This is a genomic window from Streptomyces spinosisporus, assembly GCF_022698145.1.
Taxonomy (GTDB): Bacteria; Actinomycetota; Actinomycetes; order Streptomycetales; family Streptomycetaceae; genus Streptomyces; species Streptomyces spinosisporus.
On sequence record NZ_JALDAX010000005.1, the window covers coordinates 147578 to 161315 of the forward strand.

The window sequence follows — 13738 nt, forward strand, 5'->3', positions numbered from 1 at the left end:
CGGCACTGCGGGCCGCGCGGCGAGCGCCGCATACGACCCTGTCATCCGGGAAATGAATCAGAGCGGACCGCGCTGTCCGACCAACTCCAGGATAGGTGTCCATGCGGACGCGCAGAATTTTGGGCTCTTGCCGTCGGGCGACTCGCTGCCATACTTACGACGCCGTAGGTTACGGAACCGTAGGGACCGTTGTAACGGGACCTGGGCACGGTTCCCGCAGCCGACCCGGCATCTGCCTCCACCCTCGACCCCACAGGGGACGCCCATGACCACAAGTTCCGATGTGATCGACGACGCCCCGCAGGCGAACGACACCTCGGTCGCCTCGGCCACCCTGGGCGGCGAGAAGAAGCGGTCGATCGAACAGCTCGCGCTCCTGCTCTTCATCGTCGTCCCGTTCATCGCACTCGTCGCCGCGGTTCCACTGGCCTGGGGCTGGGGCGTGAGCTGGCTCGACCTGGGCCTGCTGGTGTTCTTCTACTACCTCGGCTGTCACGGCATCACGATCGGTTTCCACCGCTACTTCACCCATGGCTCGTTCAAGGCGAAGCGGCCGCTCAGGATCGCGCTGGCGATCGCGGGCTCCATGGCCGTGGAGGGGCCGATCGTGCGGTGGGTGGCCGATCACCGCAAGCACCACAAGTTCTCCGACGCGGAGGGCGACCCGCACTCCCCGTGGCGGTTCGGCGAGACCCTCCCGGCGCTGATGAAGGGCCTGTGGTGGGCGCACATCGGCTGGATGTTCGACGAGGAGCAGACGCCTCAGGACAAGTACGCCCCGGACCTGATCAAGGATCCGGCGATCCGCGCGATCTCCCGGCAGTTCGTCTACTGGACGAGCCTCTCGCTGGCCCTGCCCGCCCTGATCGGCGGTCTGGTCACCTGGTCGTGGTGGGGTGCGTTCACCGGGTTCTTCTGGGGGTCCCTCGTCCGGGTGGCTCTGCTGCACCATGTGACGTGGTCGATCAACTCGATCTGCCACGCGGTCGGCAAGCGGCCCTTCAAGTCGCGGGACCGCTCGGGCAACGTGTGGTGGCTGGCCGTGCTCTCCTGCGGCGAGTCCTGGCACAACCTGCACCACGCCGACCCGACCTCCGCGCGGCACGGTGTGGAGCGCTGGCAGCTGGACTCCTCGGCGCGGATCATCCGCTGGTGCGAGCAGCTCGGCTGGGCGTACGACGTGCGCTGGCCGTCACGCTCACGTATCGATTCACGCCGTAAGACCGGCGAAGAGGGCTCAGGGCGCCGGAAGGAGACCGCCGAGGCGGCATGATTGACGCCGTGGCGACCGATCCGAGCAGCACCCCGAGCAATGAGAAGCCGAGGCGGGCGCGCCGTACCCGGATGACGGGCGCCGAGCGACGCCAGCAGCTGCTGGAGATCGGTCGCACCCTGTTCGCCGCCAAGGGGTTCGAGGGCACGTCGGTGGAGGAGATCGCGGCGAAGGCCGGGGTCTCCAAGCCGGTGGTCTACGAGCACTTCGGCGGCAAGGAGGGGCTGTACGCGGTGGTGGTGGACCGTGAGATGCGGCGCCTGCTGGACATGGTGACCAGTTCGCTGACCGCCGGGCACCCCCGCGAGCTGTGCGAGCAGGCGGCGTTCGCGCTGCTGGACTACATCGAGGAGTCCACGGACGGCTTCCGCATCCTGGTCCGTGACTCGCCCATCCCGCAGTCGACGGGGTCCTTCGCGTCGCTGATCTCGGACATCGCGACCCAGGTGGAGGACATTCTGGGCCGTGAGTTCAAGAGCCGCGGCTTCGATCCCAAGCTGGCGCCGCTGTACGCGCAGGCGCTGGTGGGCATGGTGGCCCTGACCGGTCAGTGGTGGCTGGACGTGCGCCGGCCGAAGAAGGCGGAGGTCGCCGCGCACCTGGTGAACCTGGCGTGGCACGGGCTGGACGGGCTGGAGGCGAAGCCGCATCTGATAGGGCGCCGGAAGAACTGATTCCGGCGCCCTCGGGCAGTAACACGTTCAGTGCCGCTCAGTGCTTGAAGGTGTCCTTCCCCTTCTCCTTGGCCTGGCGGGCGTCGCCCTTCATCTGGTCGGCCTTGCCTTCGGCGGTCATCCGCTCGTTGCCGACCATCTTGCCCATGGCTTCCTTGGCCTTGCCCTTCATCTGTTCCTTCTTGGCCCGGCCCTTTTCTTCCTTCGCCACGTCGCTCAACTCCCCAAGAGGCTAGATGTCGGTCTCACCGCAACGGGTGACCGGCCGACGCCCCCTCAAACCGCGCCGTTCAGGCCGCGCCCAGCGGCTCCAGGAACTCCAGGCGGTTGCCGACCGGGTCGTAGGAGTAGAACCGCCGGTACCCGGGCAGGTTCTCGTCCCACTGCACCGGCGCCCCATGGGCCCGGAGCCGGGCGGCGTAGTGCTCGATGCCGGTGACGCGCAGCCCCGGGTGGGCCTTTCTCGTCGGGCGGAAGTCCTCCTCGACCCCCAGGTGGACCTGCGCGGTGCCCGACTGGAACCAGCAGCCTCCGCGGGCCGCGAGCGGATGCGGCTTGGGCAGCTCGCTCATGGCGAGGACGTCGACGTAGTACGCCCGCAGCCGGTCCTCCGAGCCGGGCGGTGCGGCCAGTTGGACGTGGTCGACTGCCGTGATCATCTGGCTACGCCTCCTTGCGGGCGACGGCGAAGATGCGGCGGAAGGGGAACGGGGTGCCGTGTCCGGTGGCGGGGTAGGCCTCGCGCAGGGCGGTGCGGTACTCGTGGATGAAGTCATCGCGGGCCGGCGGGTCGTCGGCGAGGGCGGTCAGGACGGGCCGCAGCCCGGTCCCCTTCACCCAGTCCAGCACCGGGTCCTCGCCGGTGAGCAGATGCAGATAGGTCGTCTCCCACACGTCCACCGTGCAGCCGAGCGAGGCCAGGCGCTCCAGGTAGGCGCCGGGTGCGAGGACGGCGTCGTCGTGGCGCAGCAGACCGCCGAGGCGGTCCTTCCAGCGGGCGGAGTCGGCGAGTTCGCGCATCAGCACATGGCTGGGGGCGCCGAAGTTCCCGGGCACCTGGAAGGCGAAGGTGCCGCCGGGCGCGAGGCCCGCGATCCAGTCGGCGAACCGCTCGGCGTGCCCGGGCACCCACTGCAGGGTGGCGTTGCTGACGATCAGGTCGTGCGGCTGCCCGGGCGTCCAGGTGCGTGCGTCGCCGTGGTCGAAGTCGAGCCGGCCGCCGCCGGGTGTGGGTCCCGCGTGGTCGACGTGCGCCTTGTCCAGCATCTCGGACGAGTTGTCGTACCCGGTGATGTGCGCGGTGGGCCAGCGGTCGGCGAGGAGGGCCGTGACGTTGCCGGGCCCGCAGCCGAGGTCGGCGATGCGCGGCGGGCGCCCGGGCAGCTCGGGGATGCGGGCCACGAGGTCGGCGAAGGGGCGGGCGCGGTGATCGGCGTGACGCAGGTACTGGGCGGGGTCCCAGGTGGGGGCGGCGGACATGGCAGGCCTCCTCGGCGTACTGGACTGCTGTCCACCCTGGCCCGCATAATGCCTCGATGTCAAGAAACTCGACATCAAGAGACTTCACATCGACACAACCACTACACTGATCGCCATGGAGGACGAGGTCGATCGGCTGGTCGCTGCGTGGCGCCGGGAGCGCCCGGACCTCGACGTGGAACCGCTCGAGGTCCTCAGCCGGGTCAGCAGACTGGCCCGGCACCTGGACCGGGCACGCCGGCTGGCCTTCGCCGAACACAGCCTGGAGCCCTGGGAGTTCGACGTGCTCACCGCGCTCAGACGCGCGGGCACGCCGTACCAGCTCTCGCCGGGGCAGCTGCTGACGCAGACCCTGGTCACCTCGGGCACGATGACGAACCGCATCGACCGCCTGACCAAGAAGGGCCTGGTGGAGCGGCTGCCCGACCCGAGCGACCGGCGCGGTGTGCTGGTGCGGCTCACGGACGAGGGCCAGGACCGCGCGGACCAGGCCCTGGCCGGACTGCTGGACCAGGAGCGGGCCATCCTCGCCGAGCTCTCGCGCGCCCAGCGGGGTGAACTCGCCGCGCTGCTACGCCAGTTGACCGCCCCGTTCGACAACATCCCCGGCTAGGTCGACGGGTCCGACGCCCGCCCGGCGCGCGAGCGCGACCGCGGCGAGGGTCGAGTGGACCCCGAGCTTGCCCAGGACGTTCTGCATATGGGTGCGCACGGTGTGGGGCGAGAGGAACAGCCGCTCCGCGACCGCCTTTCTGCCGAGTCCCGCGACCATGCAGCGCAGCACCTCCCGCTCCCGCGGCGTCAGGGACTCCACCAGCCGCTCGCTCTCGGTGCGGTGCTTGCGGGCGGCGGTCAGTTCCCTGAGCACACCGGTGAGCAGGGCCGGCGGCAGATGCGTCTCGTCGCGCAGCACTCCCCGTATGACATTGAGCAGCCGGGACAGCGAGCAGTCCTTGGCCACCCAGCCGGACGCCCCGGCCTGCAGGGCCAGGGCCGCGCGCCGCGGATCGTCCTTCTCGGCCAGCACGACGATCCGTACGCCCGGCTGTGCGGTGCGCACGCCCGCGACCAGCGAGATCCCGTCGACGAGTCCGTCCTCTCCCACCTCCTGGACGGGCAGGGCGGGCCGGACCCCGGGCACGTTGCCGCCCAGGTCGGAGTCGACGAGCAGCACGTCGAACCGCCGTCCCTCGGCTGCCGCGCGCTCCAGGCTGCGCAGTGCGGCGGGACCGCTGCCGGCCGCGGAGACGTCGACGTCGGGCTCGGCCGCGAGCGCCGCGGCGAGGGACTCGGCGAAGATGCGATGGTCGTCCACGACCAGGACTCGGATGCGAACCACGAAACCCCCTTCCCCAAGCTCTCGAAGAGCAGGGGATACCCCATCGTCGGGAGACGTCACAGGCGCAGGTACGGCGCCCGAAGTGTCCCGGATCGCGTGGAACCACCCGGGACCGGAACGGCACACCGCACGGCCGCCGCCATGCGGAATCTGCTACCCCCACTTCGGGCGTCGTACCCGACTGTCTCGCCCCCTGATCGGCACCGGCCCCCACCGGTGCTGTTCATCAGGGTACGGCCGGGGGGCAGGAGCGGAAGGTTATTTGCAGAACTGGCAGTCCAGCGCGTTTATCGTGAGCCCCATGTTTCGTCTGGAGACAGAAGTCGACAAAGCCCGGTGCGATCTTCTCCGGAGGCGGCTGCGGGAGGCGAACACAGCGGCCTCACCCGTGCTGCGCGCCCTGCGCGGAACCCCAGGTGAACGCGAAGTTCCGCTCCATCTGTGGGTGTTGGACGACAGCGGTGAACTGGTCGCCGGACTGGTCGGTCACACCTGGACGTCGTGGCTGCACGTGACCTATCTGTGGGTGCACGAACGCCACCGCGGCGCGGGCCTCGGTTCGCAACTGCTCGCGGAGGCGGAGCGCCGCGCCCGCGAACGCGGCTGCACCGCGGTCCGGCTGGAGACCTGGGACTTCCAGGCGCCCGGCTTCTACAAGAAGCAGGGGTACGACGTGGTGTGCGTGATCCCCGACTATCCGCCGGGGATCACGGAGTACACGCTGACCAAGCGGCTCAGCTGAGCCTGCGCGCGCCCGCCGACGGCACCGCCTCGAACACCCGCGGAGCGGTGAAGCCCGCCCCGGCGAAGGCCTCCTCGACCGCCTTGGTGACGGTGTCCACGTCGGACGCCTCCACCAGGACGATCGCGGAGCCGCCGAAGCCGCCGCCGGTCATCCGCGCGCCGAGCGCGCCGGAGGCCAGCGCGGTGTCGACGACCAGGTCCAGCTCCGGGCAGGAGATACGGAAGTCGTCGCGCAGGGAGGCGTGGCCGGCCACCAGGACCGGGCCGATCGCCCGGGTCTCGCCCGCCCTCAGCAGGGCGACGGTCCGCTCCACCCGCTCGTCCTCGGTGACGATGTGGCGGACCAGGCGGACCGCCTCCTCGTCGTCGCCCAGCCGCGCGAGCGCCGCGTCGAGCCCGTCGTAGGGGATGTCCCGCAGCGCGTCGACGCCGAGCAGCGCCGCGCCGCGCTCGCAGCCCGCGCGCCGCTTGCCGTACTCGCCGTCGCTGTGGGCGTGCTTGACGCGGGTGTCCACCACCAGCAGCCGCATGCCCTCGGCGGCCAGGTCGAAGGGGATCTGCTGCTGGGAGAGGTCCCGGGTGTCGAGGAAGAGCGCGTGGCCCTCCTCGCAGCAGGCGGAGGCCGTCTGGTCCATGATGCCGGTGGGGGCGCCGACGTAGACGTTCTCGGCGCGCTGGCACAGCCGGGCCAGCTGCCAGCGCTGCAGGCCGAGTTCGTAGAGGTCGTTCAGCGCGAGCGCGATCACGACCTCCAGCGCCGCCGACGAGGACAGGCCCGCGCCGGAGGGGACCGTCGAGGCGAGGTGGACGTCCGCGCCGGTCACCGCGTGACCGGCCTCGCGCAGGGCCCACACGACACCCGCCGGGTACGCCGTCCAGTTCCGGTCCGACTCGGGCGCCAGCTCGTCCAGGCGCAACTCCTCGACACCGCCCTCGACGTCCGCCGAGTGCAGGCGCAGACGGCCGTCGGTGCGCCGGGAGACGGCCGCGACGGTGGTGTGCGGCAGCGCGAAGGGCATCACGAAGCCGTCGTTGTAGTCGGTGTGCTCACCGATGAGGTTGACGCGGCCCGGCGCCGACCAGACACCCTCGGGGGCGGCTCCGTACAGCTCCTGGAAACCGCCTTGCACCTGCTGTGCCGCCACTAGTGCTCCCTTGTGATGTTCTGCGCGAACTCCCACGCGTCCGCGACGATCCCCGCGAGGTCCGCGCGGGACGGGTTCCAGCCCAGCTTCTCGCGGGCGGCGGCCGCCGACGCCACCAGGACGGCCGGGTCGCCGCCGCGGCGCGGGGCCACGACCTCCGGGATCGGGTGGCCGGTGACCCGGCGGACGGTCTCGATGACCTCGCGGACCGAGAAGCCCTCGCCGTTGCCGAGGTTGCAGATGAGGTGCTCGCCCGGGGTGGCGGCCTTCAGCGCGAGCAGGTGCGCCTCGGCGAGGTCCGCGACGTGGATGTAGTCGCGTACGCAGGTGCCGTCCGGGGTCGGGTAGTCGTCGCCGTAGACGGAGATCGCGTCCCGCCTGCCCTGGGCGACCTGCAGCACCAGCGGGATCAGGTGCGACTCGGGGTCGTGCCGCTCGCCCTGCTTGCCGTAGGCGCCCGCCACGTTGAAGTAGCGCAGCGAGACCGCGCCCAGGCCGTGCGCCGCCGCCTCGCCGGAGATCATGTGGTCCACGGCGAGCTTGGAGGCGCCGTAGGGGTTGGTCGGGGCGGTCGGCGCGGACTCGGTGATCGGGACCTGCTGCGGCTCGCCGTAGGTGGCCGCGGTGGAGGAGAAGACCAGCGTGCGCACGCCCGCCTCGCGCATCGCGCCGAGCAGCGCCATGGTGCCGGCGACGTTGTTGTCCCAGTACTTCTCGGGCTTGACGACGGACTCGCCGACCTGCGAGAACGCGGCGAAGTGCAGGACGGCGTCGAAGGAGGCGTCCAGCCACTTGGCGGCGTCGCGGATGTCGCCCTCGATGAAGGCGGCGCCGGCCGGGACGCCCTCCCGGAAGCCGGTGGAGAGGTTGTCGAGCACGACGACCTCGTGCCCTGCCTCCAGCAGGTGCTGGGCGACCACACTGCCGACGTAGCCCGCCCCGCCCGTCACCAGGTACTTACCGCTCATCAACTCGCTACCTCTCGCAGTCGCTCGGCCGCGCGCTCCGGCGGCACGTCGTTGATGAACACACTCATGCCGGACTCGGAACCCGCGAGGAACTTCAGCTTGCCGGAGGTTCGGCGGATGGTGAAAAGCTCGAGGTGGAGCGCGAAGTCGTCGCGGTTGACGCCCTCGAAGTCCTCCAGCGCGCCGAACGGTGCCTGGTGCCAGGCCGAGATGTACGGCGTCGGCGGTTCACCTTCGCCGAAGATCCGGTCGAAGCGCCTCAACAGTTCCAGATAGACCTGGGGGAACTCTGTGCGCGCGGCCTCGTCGAGCCCGAGCAGATCGGGCACCCGGCGCTTGGGGTACAGGTGGACCTCGTAGGGCCAGTGCGCCGCGTACGGCACGAAGGCCGCCCAGTGTTCACCCTCCAGGACGACCCGCTCACCGGCGAGCTCACGCTCCAGGACGGCGTCGAAGAGGTTCTCGCCGCCCGTCGCCTCCTTGTGGGCCGCGAGCGAACGGAGCATCAGCGCGGTGCGCGGGGTGGTGAAGGGGTAGGCGTAGATCTGGCCGTGCGGGTGACCGAGCGTCACGCCGATCTCCTCGCCACGGTTCTCGAAGCAGAACACCTGCTCCACGGAGGGGAGATGCGACAGCTCGGATGTCCGGTCCGTCCAGGCCTCCAGGACCAGGCGCGCCTGCTCCTCGGAGAGATCCGCGAAGGAGGCGTTGTGGTCGGAGGTGAAGCAGACGACCTCGCAGCGGCCGGAGTCGCCGGCCAGGGAGGGGAAGCGGTTCTCGAAGACGACCACGTCGTACGAGGAGTCCGGGATCTCGCTCAGCCGGTCGCCCTTGGAGGGGCACAGCGGGCACTCGTCGGCCGGCGGGTGGTAGGTGCGGCCCTGGCGGTGCGAGGCCACGGCGATCGCGTCGCCGAGCAGCGGGTCACGGCGGATCTCGGAGGTCGTGACGGTCCGCTCCAGGGGACGGCGGTCCACCGCGTCGCGCACATGGTCGTCGCGCAGGTCGTAGTAGATCAGTTCGCGACCGTCGGCCAGGCGGGTCGAGGTCTTCTTCACTGCGGACTCCCTATTCGAGCCACTCAACCATCAAACATAACCGAACACATTGGAACATGCGCACCCACACTCGTCAACATCACAATCCAACAAAGAGCATCAACAGAAGTGTTCAATTCCTGAAGGCGCAGGCGTAGGTTCCGCTCTGGACAGTTCACGCGACGAAGCGAGCTTTTATGCAAACCCCCACATACCCAGCCATGCAGCTGGCCGCCGAGCTACGTCTCCCCACGAACGGGCTCGACTACACGATCCTCGGCATCTACTTCGCCGTGGTCCTCGGCATCGGCTTCGCCGCCCGTAGATCGGTGAAGACCAGCCTCGACTTCTTCCTCTCCGGGCGGTCACTGCCCGCCTGGATCACCGGGCTCGCGTTCATCTCGGCCAACCTCGCCGCCACCGAGATCCTGGGCATGGCGGCCAACAGCGCACAGTACGGCGCGTACACCGTGCACTGGTACTGGATCGGCGCCATCCCGGCCATGGTCTTCCTCGGCCTGGTCATGATGCCCTTCTACTACGGAAGCAAGGTGCGCTCGGTCCCCGAGATGCTGCTGCTGCGCTTCGACAAGTGGGCACATCTGCTGAGTTCGATCCTGTTCGCCTTCGCCGCGGTTCTGATCGCCGGTGTGAACCTGTACGCCCTCGCGATCGTGGTCGAGGCCCTGCTGGGCTGGCCGCAGTGGGTGGCGATCGTGGTCGCGGGCGCGTTCGTGCTGGCGTACATCACCCTCGGCGGTCTCTCCTCCGCGATCTACAACGAGGTGCTGCAGTTCTTCGTGATCCTCGCGGCGCTCATCCCGATCGTGGTGCTGGGCCTGAAGAAGGTCGGCGGCTGGGGCGGTCTGACCGACAAGCTCACCGCGACACACGGAGCGAACTTCACCACCGCCTGGGGCGGCACCGGCATCGGCAGCTCCAACCCGCTGGGCGCCAACTGGCTGACCATCGTGCTCGGCCTCGGCTTCGTGCTGTCCTTCGGCTACTGGACCACCAACTTCGCCGAGGTGCAGCGCGCCCTGTCCGCGAAGAACCTCTCCGCGGGTCAGCGCACCCCGCTGATCGCCGCGTACCCGAAGATCTTCATCGTCTTCCTGGTGATGATCCCGGGCCTGGTCGCCGCGGCCCTCGTGCCGAACTTCGGCACCGCCAAGTCGGGCTACCAGTACAACGACGCCATCCCCTACCTGATGCAGGAACTGCTGCCCAACGGCGTCCTCGGCATCGCCGTGACCGGTCTGCTGGCCGCGTTCATGGCGGGCATGGCGGCCAACGTGTCGTCGTTCAACACGGTGTTCACCAACGACATCTGGGCCCGGTACATCGTCAAGGGCCGCGAGGACGAGTACTACGTCCGCTTCGGCCGCCTGATCACGGTGATCGGCGTCTGCGCCTCGGTCGGCACGGCCTTCCTGGCGTCGTCGTTCTCCAACATCATGAGCTACCTGCAGACGCTGTTCTCCTTCTTCAACGTGCCGATGTTCGTGGTCTTCATCGTCGGCATGTTCTGGAAGCGTGCGTCCGCCAAGTCCGGCTTCTGGGGCCTGCTCGCCGGCACCGTGGCCGCGATGGTGAACTACTTCGTCATCTACAAGGAGGGCATCATCGACATCCCCTCCGACCAGGGCGCCAACTTCGTCTCCGCGATCGTCGGCTTCGTGGCCGGCGCCGTGGTGATGGTCGCCGTGTCCCTGTTCACCAAGCCCAAGCCGACCGAGGAACTGCAGGGCCTGGTCTACGGCACCCGCTCCCCCGGCATGGACGAGCCGCCCGCCGCGGGCGACGACGCCTGGTACCGCAAGCCCGCCCTGCTGGGCTGGGGTGCCGTGATCATCGCCGCCGCCTGCTACATCCCGTTCTCGTTCTGACGGCCGACTGAGGAGTTCGAACCACCATGTCCGATCAGTACCCCGGACCCTCCGGATACTCCGAGAAGGACGTCCACCGCGAGGTCACCGAGCTGCAGGAGAAGTCCGCGACCGCGGCCCGCATCTTCGACCTCCGCCGCATCATCGGCGGCCTGTTCGTGCTGTACGGGATCATCGTCACCATCACCGGCATCACCGACGACCAGGCCGCCATCGACAAGGCCCAGGGCGTCAACATCAACCTGTGGACCGGCATCGCCATGCTGGTCCTCGGCGTCTTCTTCCTGGCCTGGCTGAAGCTGCGGCCGACACCGCCCCCGACCCCGGACACCGCTCCGGGAGCGGAGGACGAGCCGGCCGGACCGGCGCACTGACGGCCCCGGGGGCGGAGGCTATGACGCCTCCGGCCCCGGTTCCATCTCCACAGGCTTCGCGTTCGGCACCGGGCCCGCTCTGTCCAGCAGCCCCGTGCGCGCGGCCAGGGCCGCCGCCTCCAGCCGGGAGCCGACGCCCAGCTTCATCAGGACACGCTGGACATGGGTGCGGGCGGTGGACGGGGCTATGCCCATCCCGGCCGCTATCAGCCGGGTGTCCTCGCCGTCGGCCACCCTGACCAGGACCTCGACCTCGCGCGGGGTGAGCATCTGCAGCAGGCGCTGCCCCTCGTCGTCGGGCTGGGCCGCGGGGTTGAGCAGTTCACTGAAGGCTCCCTGCAGCAGCTGCGGCGCCACCGCCGCCTCGCCCGCCCGGGCCTTCATGATGGCGCGCTCCACGCCCTCTATGCGTTCGTCATGACGTACGTAGCCCGACGCCCCGGAGGCGAAGGCGGCGGCGATGCCGCGCGGGCTCGGCACCGGGCCCAGCACCAGCACCGCCACCTGCGGGCGCTCCCGTTTGATCTTCACCACCGGGTCGAAGATGCCCGGCTCCGCCGGTGTCGCCGTACCCAGCAGGCACACCTCGGGTGCGCGCGTGATCACCAGCTCCGCCGCCCCCGCGGCGGGCGCCGCCGCCGCGAGCACCCGGTGCCCGCGCAGCTTCAGCGCCGAGGCGAGCGCCTCGGCGAGCAGTCGGTGGTCGTCGACCACCATGAGCCGCACTCCCATCGAGCAACCCCCCAGTCCCCCCAATGGATCCCCGTGAATGCACCACTATGCGTGCCCACTGGTCCGCGCGGACGAAAGCCCCCACCCGGCTCCCCCGCTCTTCATGCCCCCGGAAGCTACACGCTTGTTCGACGTTGCGCTCCCCCTACCGGTGAGAAGTGCCCCGGATCGGCGGAATTTCTGGCCTGCGGGGACGCCGGGCGGTATGCGCACGGCCCCGCCCCTGAGCAGGGGCGGGGCCGTGACGGCGAACGCTGGGCGGACTCAGGCGCCGGTGCCGAAGGCGATCGCCAGATACTCCTTGTCGCCGGCGCCGGACGGCTTGTCCGCGTAGACCCCGGACATGTACAGGTGGCCCTGGCTGTAGAGCAGCTCGGAGTACTCCGGGGACATGCTGGTCTCCGCGTCCCGCACCTGCTCCGTCGCCGGGTTCTCCAGCAGCTTGGTCTCCTTGAACGAGCCGCCGTCGATGCTGACGACCTGTCCGCCCTTGTCGTACGGCGGGCGCTTGTACGCGATCACGTTGGCGCCGTCCATGCGCAGCGGGTAGATCGTGTAGCCGTCGCCGGCGTCCGCGCGCTGCCCGGTCTGCTTGCCGGTGGCCAGGTCGAACGCGACGATCTCGTTGGTCTGGCTGTACTCCCCGGTGCCGTCGTGCTCCTCGGTCGGGACGTACAGCCGGTCCTTGCCGACCGCCAGGCCGGTGCAGGCCTCGATCTTCGTGATGCCGTCGCACTTGGCCGCGAACTGGTCGCCCGGCGCGGAGATCCGGGTGATCAGCTTGCCGGTCTTGTTGTCGATGGAGAAGAAGTCCGAGATGCCGCTGCCGTCGCCCGCGCTGTCGCCCACGTCGGCGGCCACCACCAGCGGGTTCGTCGACACCACGGAGGCGTACTCGATGCCCGAGGTCATCTTGTACTCCGAGATCACCTTCCCGGACTTCGGGTCGATGGTCTGGATGTGCAGCTGACGCTGGTCGTAGGAGCCGCACTTGCGCACCGCGACCAGCTTCTCGCCGCCGCCGTAGCCGGCGTCGTAGCAGGTGTCGGTGGGCTTGGGCGCCCACAGGGACTTGCCGGAGGTGATGTCCCAGGCCGCGCCGCCGCTGGTGCTGCCCGCGGCGACGGTGTTCGCGCTGACCGTGACATTGTCCAGGCTGATCGGCCGGTCACCGGAGTTGACCGACTTCGTCCACAGCATCTTGCCCGCGTTCAGGTCGATCGCGGAGACCTTGCTGCAGCCCGCCGAGCTGTTCTTCGCCGGCATCTTCGGCTGGTAGACGACCGCTGTCTTGTTGTCCGAGGTGGTGTGCGAACTGGCCTCGCAGACCGGCCCGGACAGCTTGATGGTCCACAGCTTGGTGCCCTTGTCGGGGTCGTAGCCGTTGATCTCGGCGACACCGGCCTTGACGTACGCCTTGTCGGTGAGCCAGGAGCCGGACACGACGGTGCTGTCGTCGACCTTGGGCTCCGGCACCTGGTACAGGACGTGGGAGGCGGGGTCCGAGGGCACCTTCTCCTCGCCCTTGGTGGAGGTGCCGCCGGTGTCGCCCTTGCCGTCCTTGCCGCCGGTGCCGCCGCTGGAGCTGGCGGTGTCGTCCTTCTTGTCGTCGCCCTTGCCGGAGTTGGCGTACCAGATGCCGCCGCCGACGATCAGCGCGATCGCGACGACCGCGGACACGATGATGGCCAGCTGCGCGTTGATGCCCTTGCGGCCGGCGGGCGGCGCGGGCTGCGGCTGCAGCGGCATGGTCCCCTGCGGGTAGCCGTAACCGGGCTGCTGGCCATAGGGGTTCGGGCTCTGGGCGTACGGGTTCGGCTGGTTCGGCTGCTGGTTCGGGTAGCCGTAGCCCGGGGGTGTCTGCGGGGCCTGGGGCGCCTGGGGGTAGCCGTAGCCCGGCTGCTGCGGGGCGCCGAAGCCGGGCTGCTGCGGCGGGGTGGGCGGCGGCTGCGGGGCCCCGGGCTTGTCCAGGGACGGCGGCGGGTCCTGCGGCGGACCGAAACCCCCCTGCTGCGGAGGCTGGTTGGGCGGCGGGGGCGGCGGCTGGGTCATGGCTTCACTACCTCGGGGACGGACGACGGGGT

At 69.8% G+C, this 13738-nt stretch carries 15 protein-coding genes; 6 read left to right on the top strand and 9 right to left on the bottom strand.

Annotation, left to right across the window (positions count from 1 at the left end):
* Positions 1-265: 265 nt before the first annotated feature.
* Both MQN93_RS15185 and MQN93_RS15190 read left to right on the top strand, forming a co-directional pair.
* The gene (locus MQN93_RS15185) at positions 266-1273 is read left to right on the top strand and encodes an acyl-CoA desaturase (RefSeq protein ID WP_242709884.1); all 1008 of its coding nucleotides are present in this window, start codon (positions 266-268) and stop codon (positions 1271-1273) included.
* Positions 1270-1947, top strand: a complete 678-nt coding sequence (locus tag MQN93_RS15190; RefSeq protein ID WP_016436423.1) for a TetR/AcrR family transcriptional regulator — start codon at positions 1270-1272, stop codon at positions 1945-1947. The genes MQN93_RS15185 and MQN93_RS15190 overlap by 4 nt, the downstream gene beginning before the upstream one ends.
* 37 nt (positions 1948-1984) lie before the next feature.
* Here MQN93_RS15190 and MQN93_RS15195 read toward each other — a convergent pair whose 3' ends face one another.
* The 3 genes from MQN93_RS15195 to MQN93_RS15205 form a co-directional block, all read right to left on the bottom strand.
* The gene (locus tag MQN93_RS15195; protein WP_016436424.1) at positions 1985-2158 is read right to left on the bottom strand and encodes a CsbD family protein; all 174 of its coding nucleotides are present in this window, start codon (positions 2156-2158) and stop codon (positions 1985-1987) included.
* 79 nt (positions 2159-2237) lie between these two features.
* Positions 2238-2606, bottom strand: coding sequence for a VOC family protein (locus MQN93_RS15200; protein ID WP_242709885.1), 369 nt, complete (start codon positions 2604-2606; stop codon positions 2238-2240).
* A gap of 4 nt (positions 2607-2610) precedes the next feature.
* Complete coding sequence (locus MQN93_RS15205; RefSeq protein WP_016436426.1) at positions 2611-3426, bottom strand: trans-aconitate 2-methyltransferase; 816 nt, start codon at positions 3424-3426, stop codon at positions 2611-2613.
* 115 nt (positions 3427-3541) lie between these two features.
* Between MQN93_RS15205 and tamR the strand changes: the two genes are divergently transcribed.
* Entirely contained in the window at positions 3542-4039 is a 498-nt protein-coding gene (gene tamR, locus MQN93_RS15210; RefSeq protein WP_016436427.1) for a MarR family transcriptional regulator TamR, read from the top strand.
* On the opposite strand, the gene MQN93_RS15215 is transcribed toward tamR, so the two are convergent.
* The gene (locus tag MQN93_RS15215; RefSeq protein WP_242709886.1) at positions 3998-4765 is read right to left on the bottom strand and encodes a LuxR C-terminal-related transcriptional regulator; all 768 of its coding nucleotides are present in this window, start codon (positions 4763-4765) and stop codon (positions 3998-4000) included. The two genes, tamR and MQN93_RS15215, sit on opposite strands and share 42 nt — an antisense overlap.
* Positions 4766-5066: 301 nt before the next feature.
* On the opposite strand from MQN93_RS15215, the gene MQN93_RS15220 reads away from it, so the two are divergent.
* Entirely contained in the window at positions 5067-5507 is a 441-nt protein-coding gene (locus MQN93_RS15220) for a GNAT family N-acetyltransferase (protein ID WP_051183659.1), read from the top strand.
* On the opposite strand, the gene galK is transcribed toward MQN93_RS15220, so the two are convergent.
* Genes galK through galT form a run of 3 tightly spaced genes read right to left on the bottom strand, consistent with a single transcriptional unit; the run spans position 5500 to position 8680 of the window.
* Complete coding sequence (gene galK, locus MQN93_RS15225) at positions 5500-6654, bottom strand: galactokinase (RefSeq protein ID WP_242709887.1); 1155 nt, start codon at positions 6652-6654, stop codon at positions 5500-5502. The genes MQN93_RS15220 and galK overlap by 8 nt on opposite strands.
* Complete coding sequence (gene galE / locus MQN93_RS15230; protein WP_016436431.1) at positions 6654-7622, bottom strand: UDP-glucose 4-epimerase GalE; 969 nt, start codon at positions 7620-7622, stop codon at positions 6654-6656. Before galE ends, galK begins: the two co-directional genes overlap by 1 nt.
* Positions 7622-8680: a galactose-1-phosphate uridylyltransferase gene (galT, locus tag MQN93_RS15235; RefSeq protein ID WP_242709888.1), complete on the bottom strand. Its 1059-nt coding sequence runs from the start codon at positions 8678-8680 to the stop codon at positions 7622-7624. Before galT ends, galE begins: the two co-directional genes overlap by 1 nt.
* Positions 8681-8856: 176 nt before the next feature.
* On the opposite strand from galT, the gene MQN93_RS15240 reads away from it, so the two are divergent.
* Together MQN93_RS15240 and MQN93_RS15245 are read left to right on the top strand one after the other, a co-directional pair.
* Positions 8857-10548 (top strand): sodium:solute symporter family protein, encoded by a 1692-nt coding sequence (locus tag MQN93_RS15240; RefSeq protein ID WP_016436433.1) that lies wholly within the window; start codon positions 8857-8859, stop codon positions 10546-10548.
* A gap of 26 nt (positions 10549-10574) precedes the next feature.
* Positions 10575-10922, top strand: coding sequence for a hypothetical protein (locus tag MQN93_RS15245; protein WP_016436434.1), 348 nt, complete (start codon positions 10575-10577; stop codon positions 10920-10922).
* Positions 10923-10940: 18 nt separating this feature from the next.
* On the opposite strand, the gene MQN93_RS15250 is transcribed toward MQN93_RS15245, so the two are convergent.
* Both MQN93_RS15250 and MQN93_RS15255 read right to left on the bottom strand, forming a co-directional pair.
* A complete protein-coding gene (locus MQN93_RS15250) occupies positions 10941-11654 on the bottom strand; it encodes a helix-turn-helix transcriptional regulator (protein ID WP_078516700.1) in 714 nt (237 codons plus the stop codon).
* Between the two features lie 264 nt (positions 11655-11918).
* Complete coding sequence (locus MQN93_RS15255) at positions 11919-13706, bottom strand: outer membrane protein assembly factor BamB family protein (RefSeq protein WP_242709889.1); 1788 nt, start codon at positions 13704-13706, stop codon at positions 11919-11921.
* Between the last annotated feature and the right edge of the window lie 32 nt (positions 13707-13738).

Bases quoted from the DNA above. Each gene is read 5' to 3' on its own strand.
- MQN93_RS15185 (WP_242709884.1), top strand. From the start codon at position 266: ATGACCACAAGTTCCGATGTGATCGACGACGCCCCGCAGGCGAACGAC.
- MQN93_RS15190 (WP_016436423.1), top strand. From the start codon at position 1,270: ATGATTGACGCCGTGGCGACCGATCCGAGCAGCACCCCGAGCAATGAG.
- MQN93_RS15200 (WP_242709885.1), bottom strand. From the start codon at position 2,606: ATGATCACGGCAGTCGACCACGTCCAACTGGCCGCACCGCCCGGCTCG.
- MQN93_RS15205 (WP_016436426.1), bottom strand. From the start codon at position 3,426: ATGTCCGCCGCCCCCACCTGGGACCCCGCCCAGTACCTGCGTCACGCC.
- tamR (WP_016436427.1), top strand. From the start codon at position 3,542: ATGGAGGACGAGGTCGATCGGCTGGTCGCTGCGTGGCGCCGGGAGCGC.
- MQN93_RS15220 (WP_051183659.1), top strand. From the start codon at position 5,067: ATGTTTCGTCTGGAGACAGAAGTCGACAAAGCCCGGTGCGATCTTCTC.
- galE (WP_016436431.1), bottom strand. From the start codon at position 7,622: ATGAGCGGTAAGTACCTGGTGACGGGCGGGGCGGGCTACGTCGGCAGT.
- MQN93_RS15240 (WP_016436433.1), top strand. From the start codon at position 8,857: ATGCAAACCCCCACATACCCAGCCATGCAGCTGGCCGCCGAGCTACGT.
- MQN93_RS15245 (WP_016436434.1), top strand. From the start codon at position 10,575: ATGTCCGATCAGTACCCCGGACCCTCCGGATACTCCGAGAAGGACGTC.
- MQN93_RS15250 (WP_078516700.1), bottom strand. From the start codon at position 11,654: ATGGGAGTGCGGCTCATGGTGGTCGACGACCACCGACTGCTCGCCGAG.
- MQN93_RS15255 (WP_242709889.1), bottom strand. From the start codon at position 13,706: ATGACCCAGCCGCCGCCCCCGCCGCCCAACCAGCCTCCGCAGCAGGGG.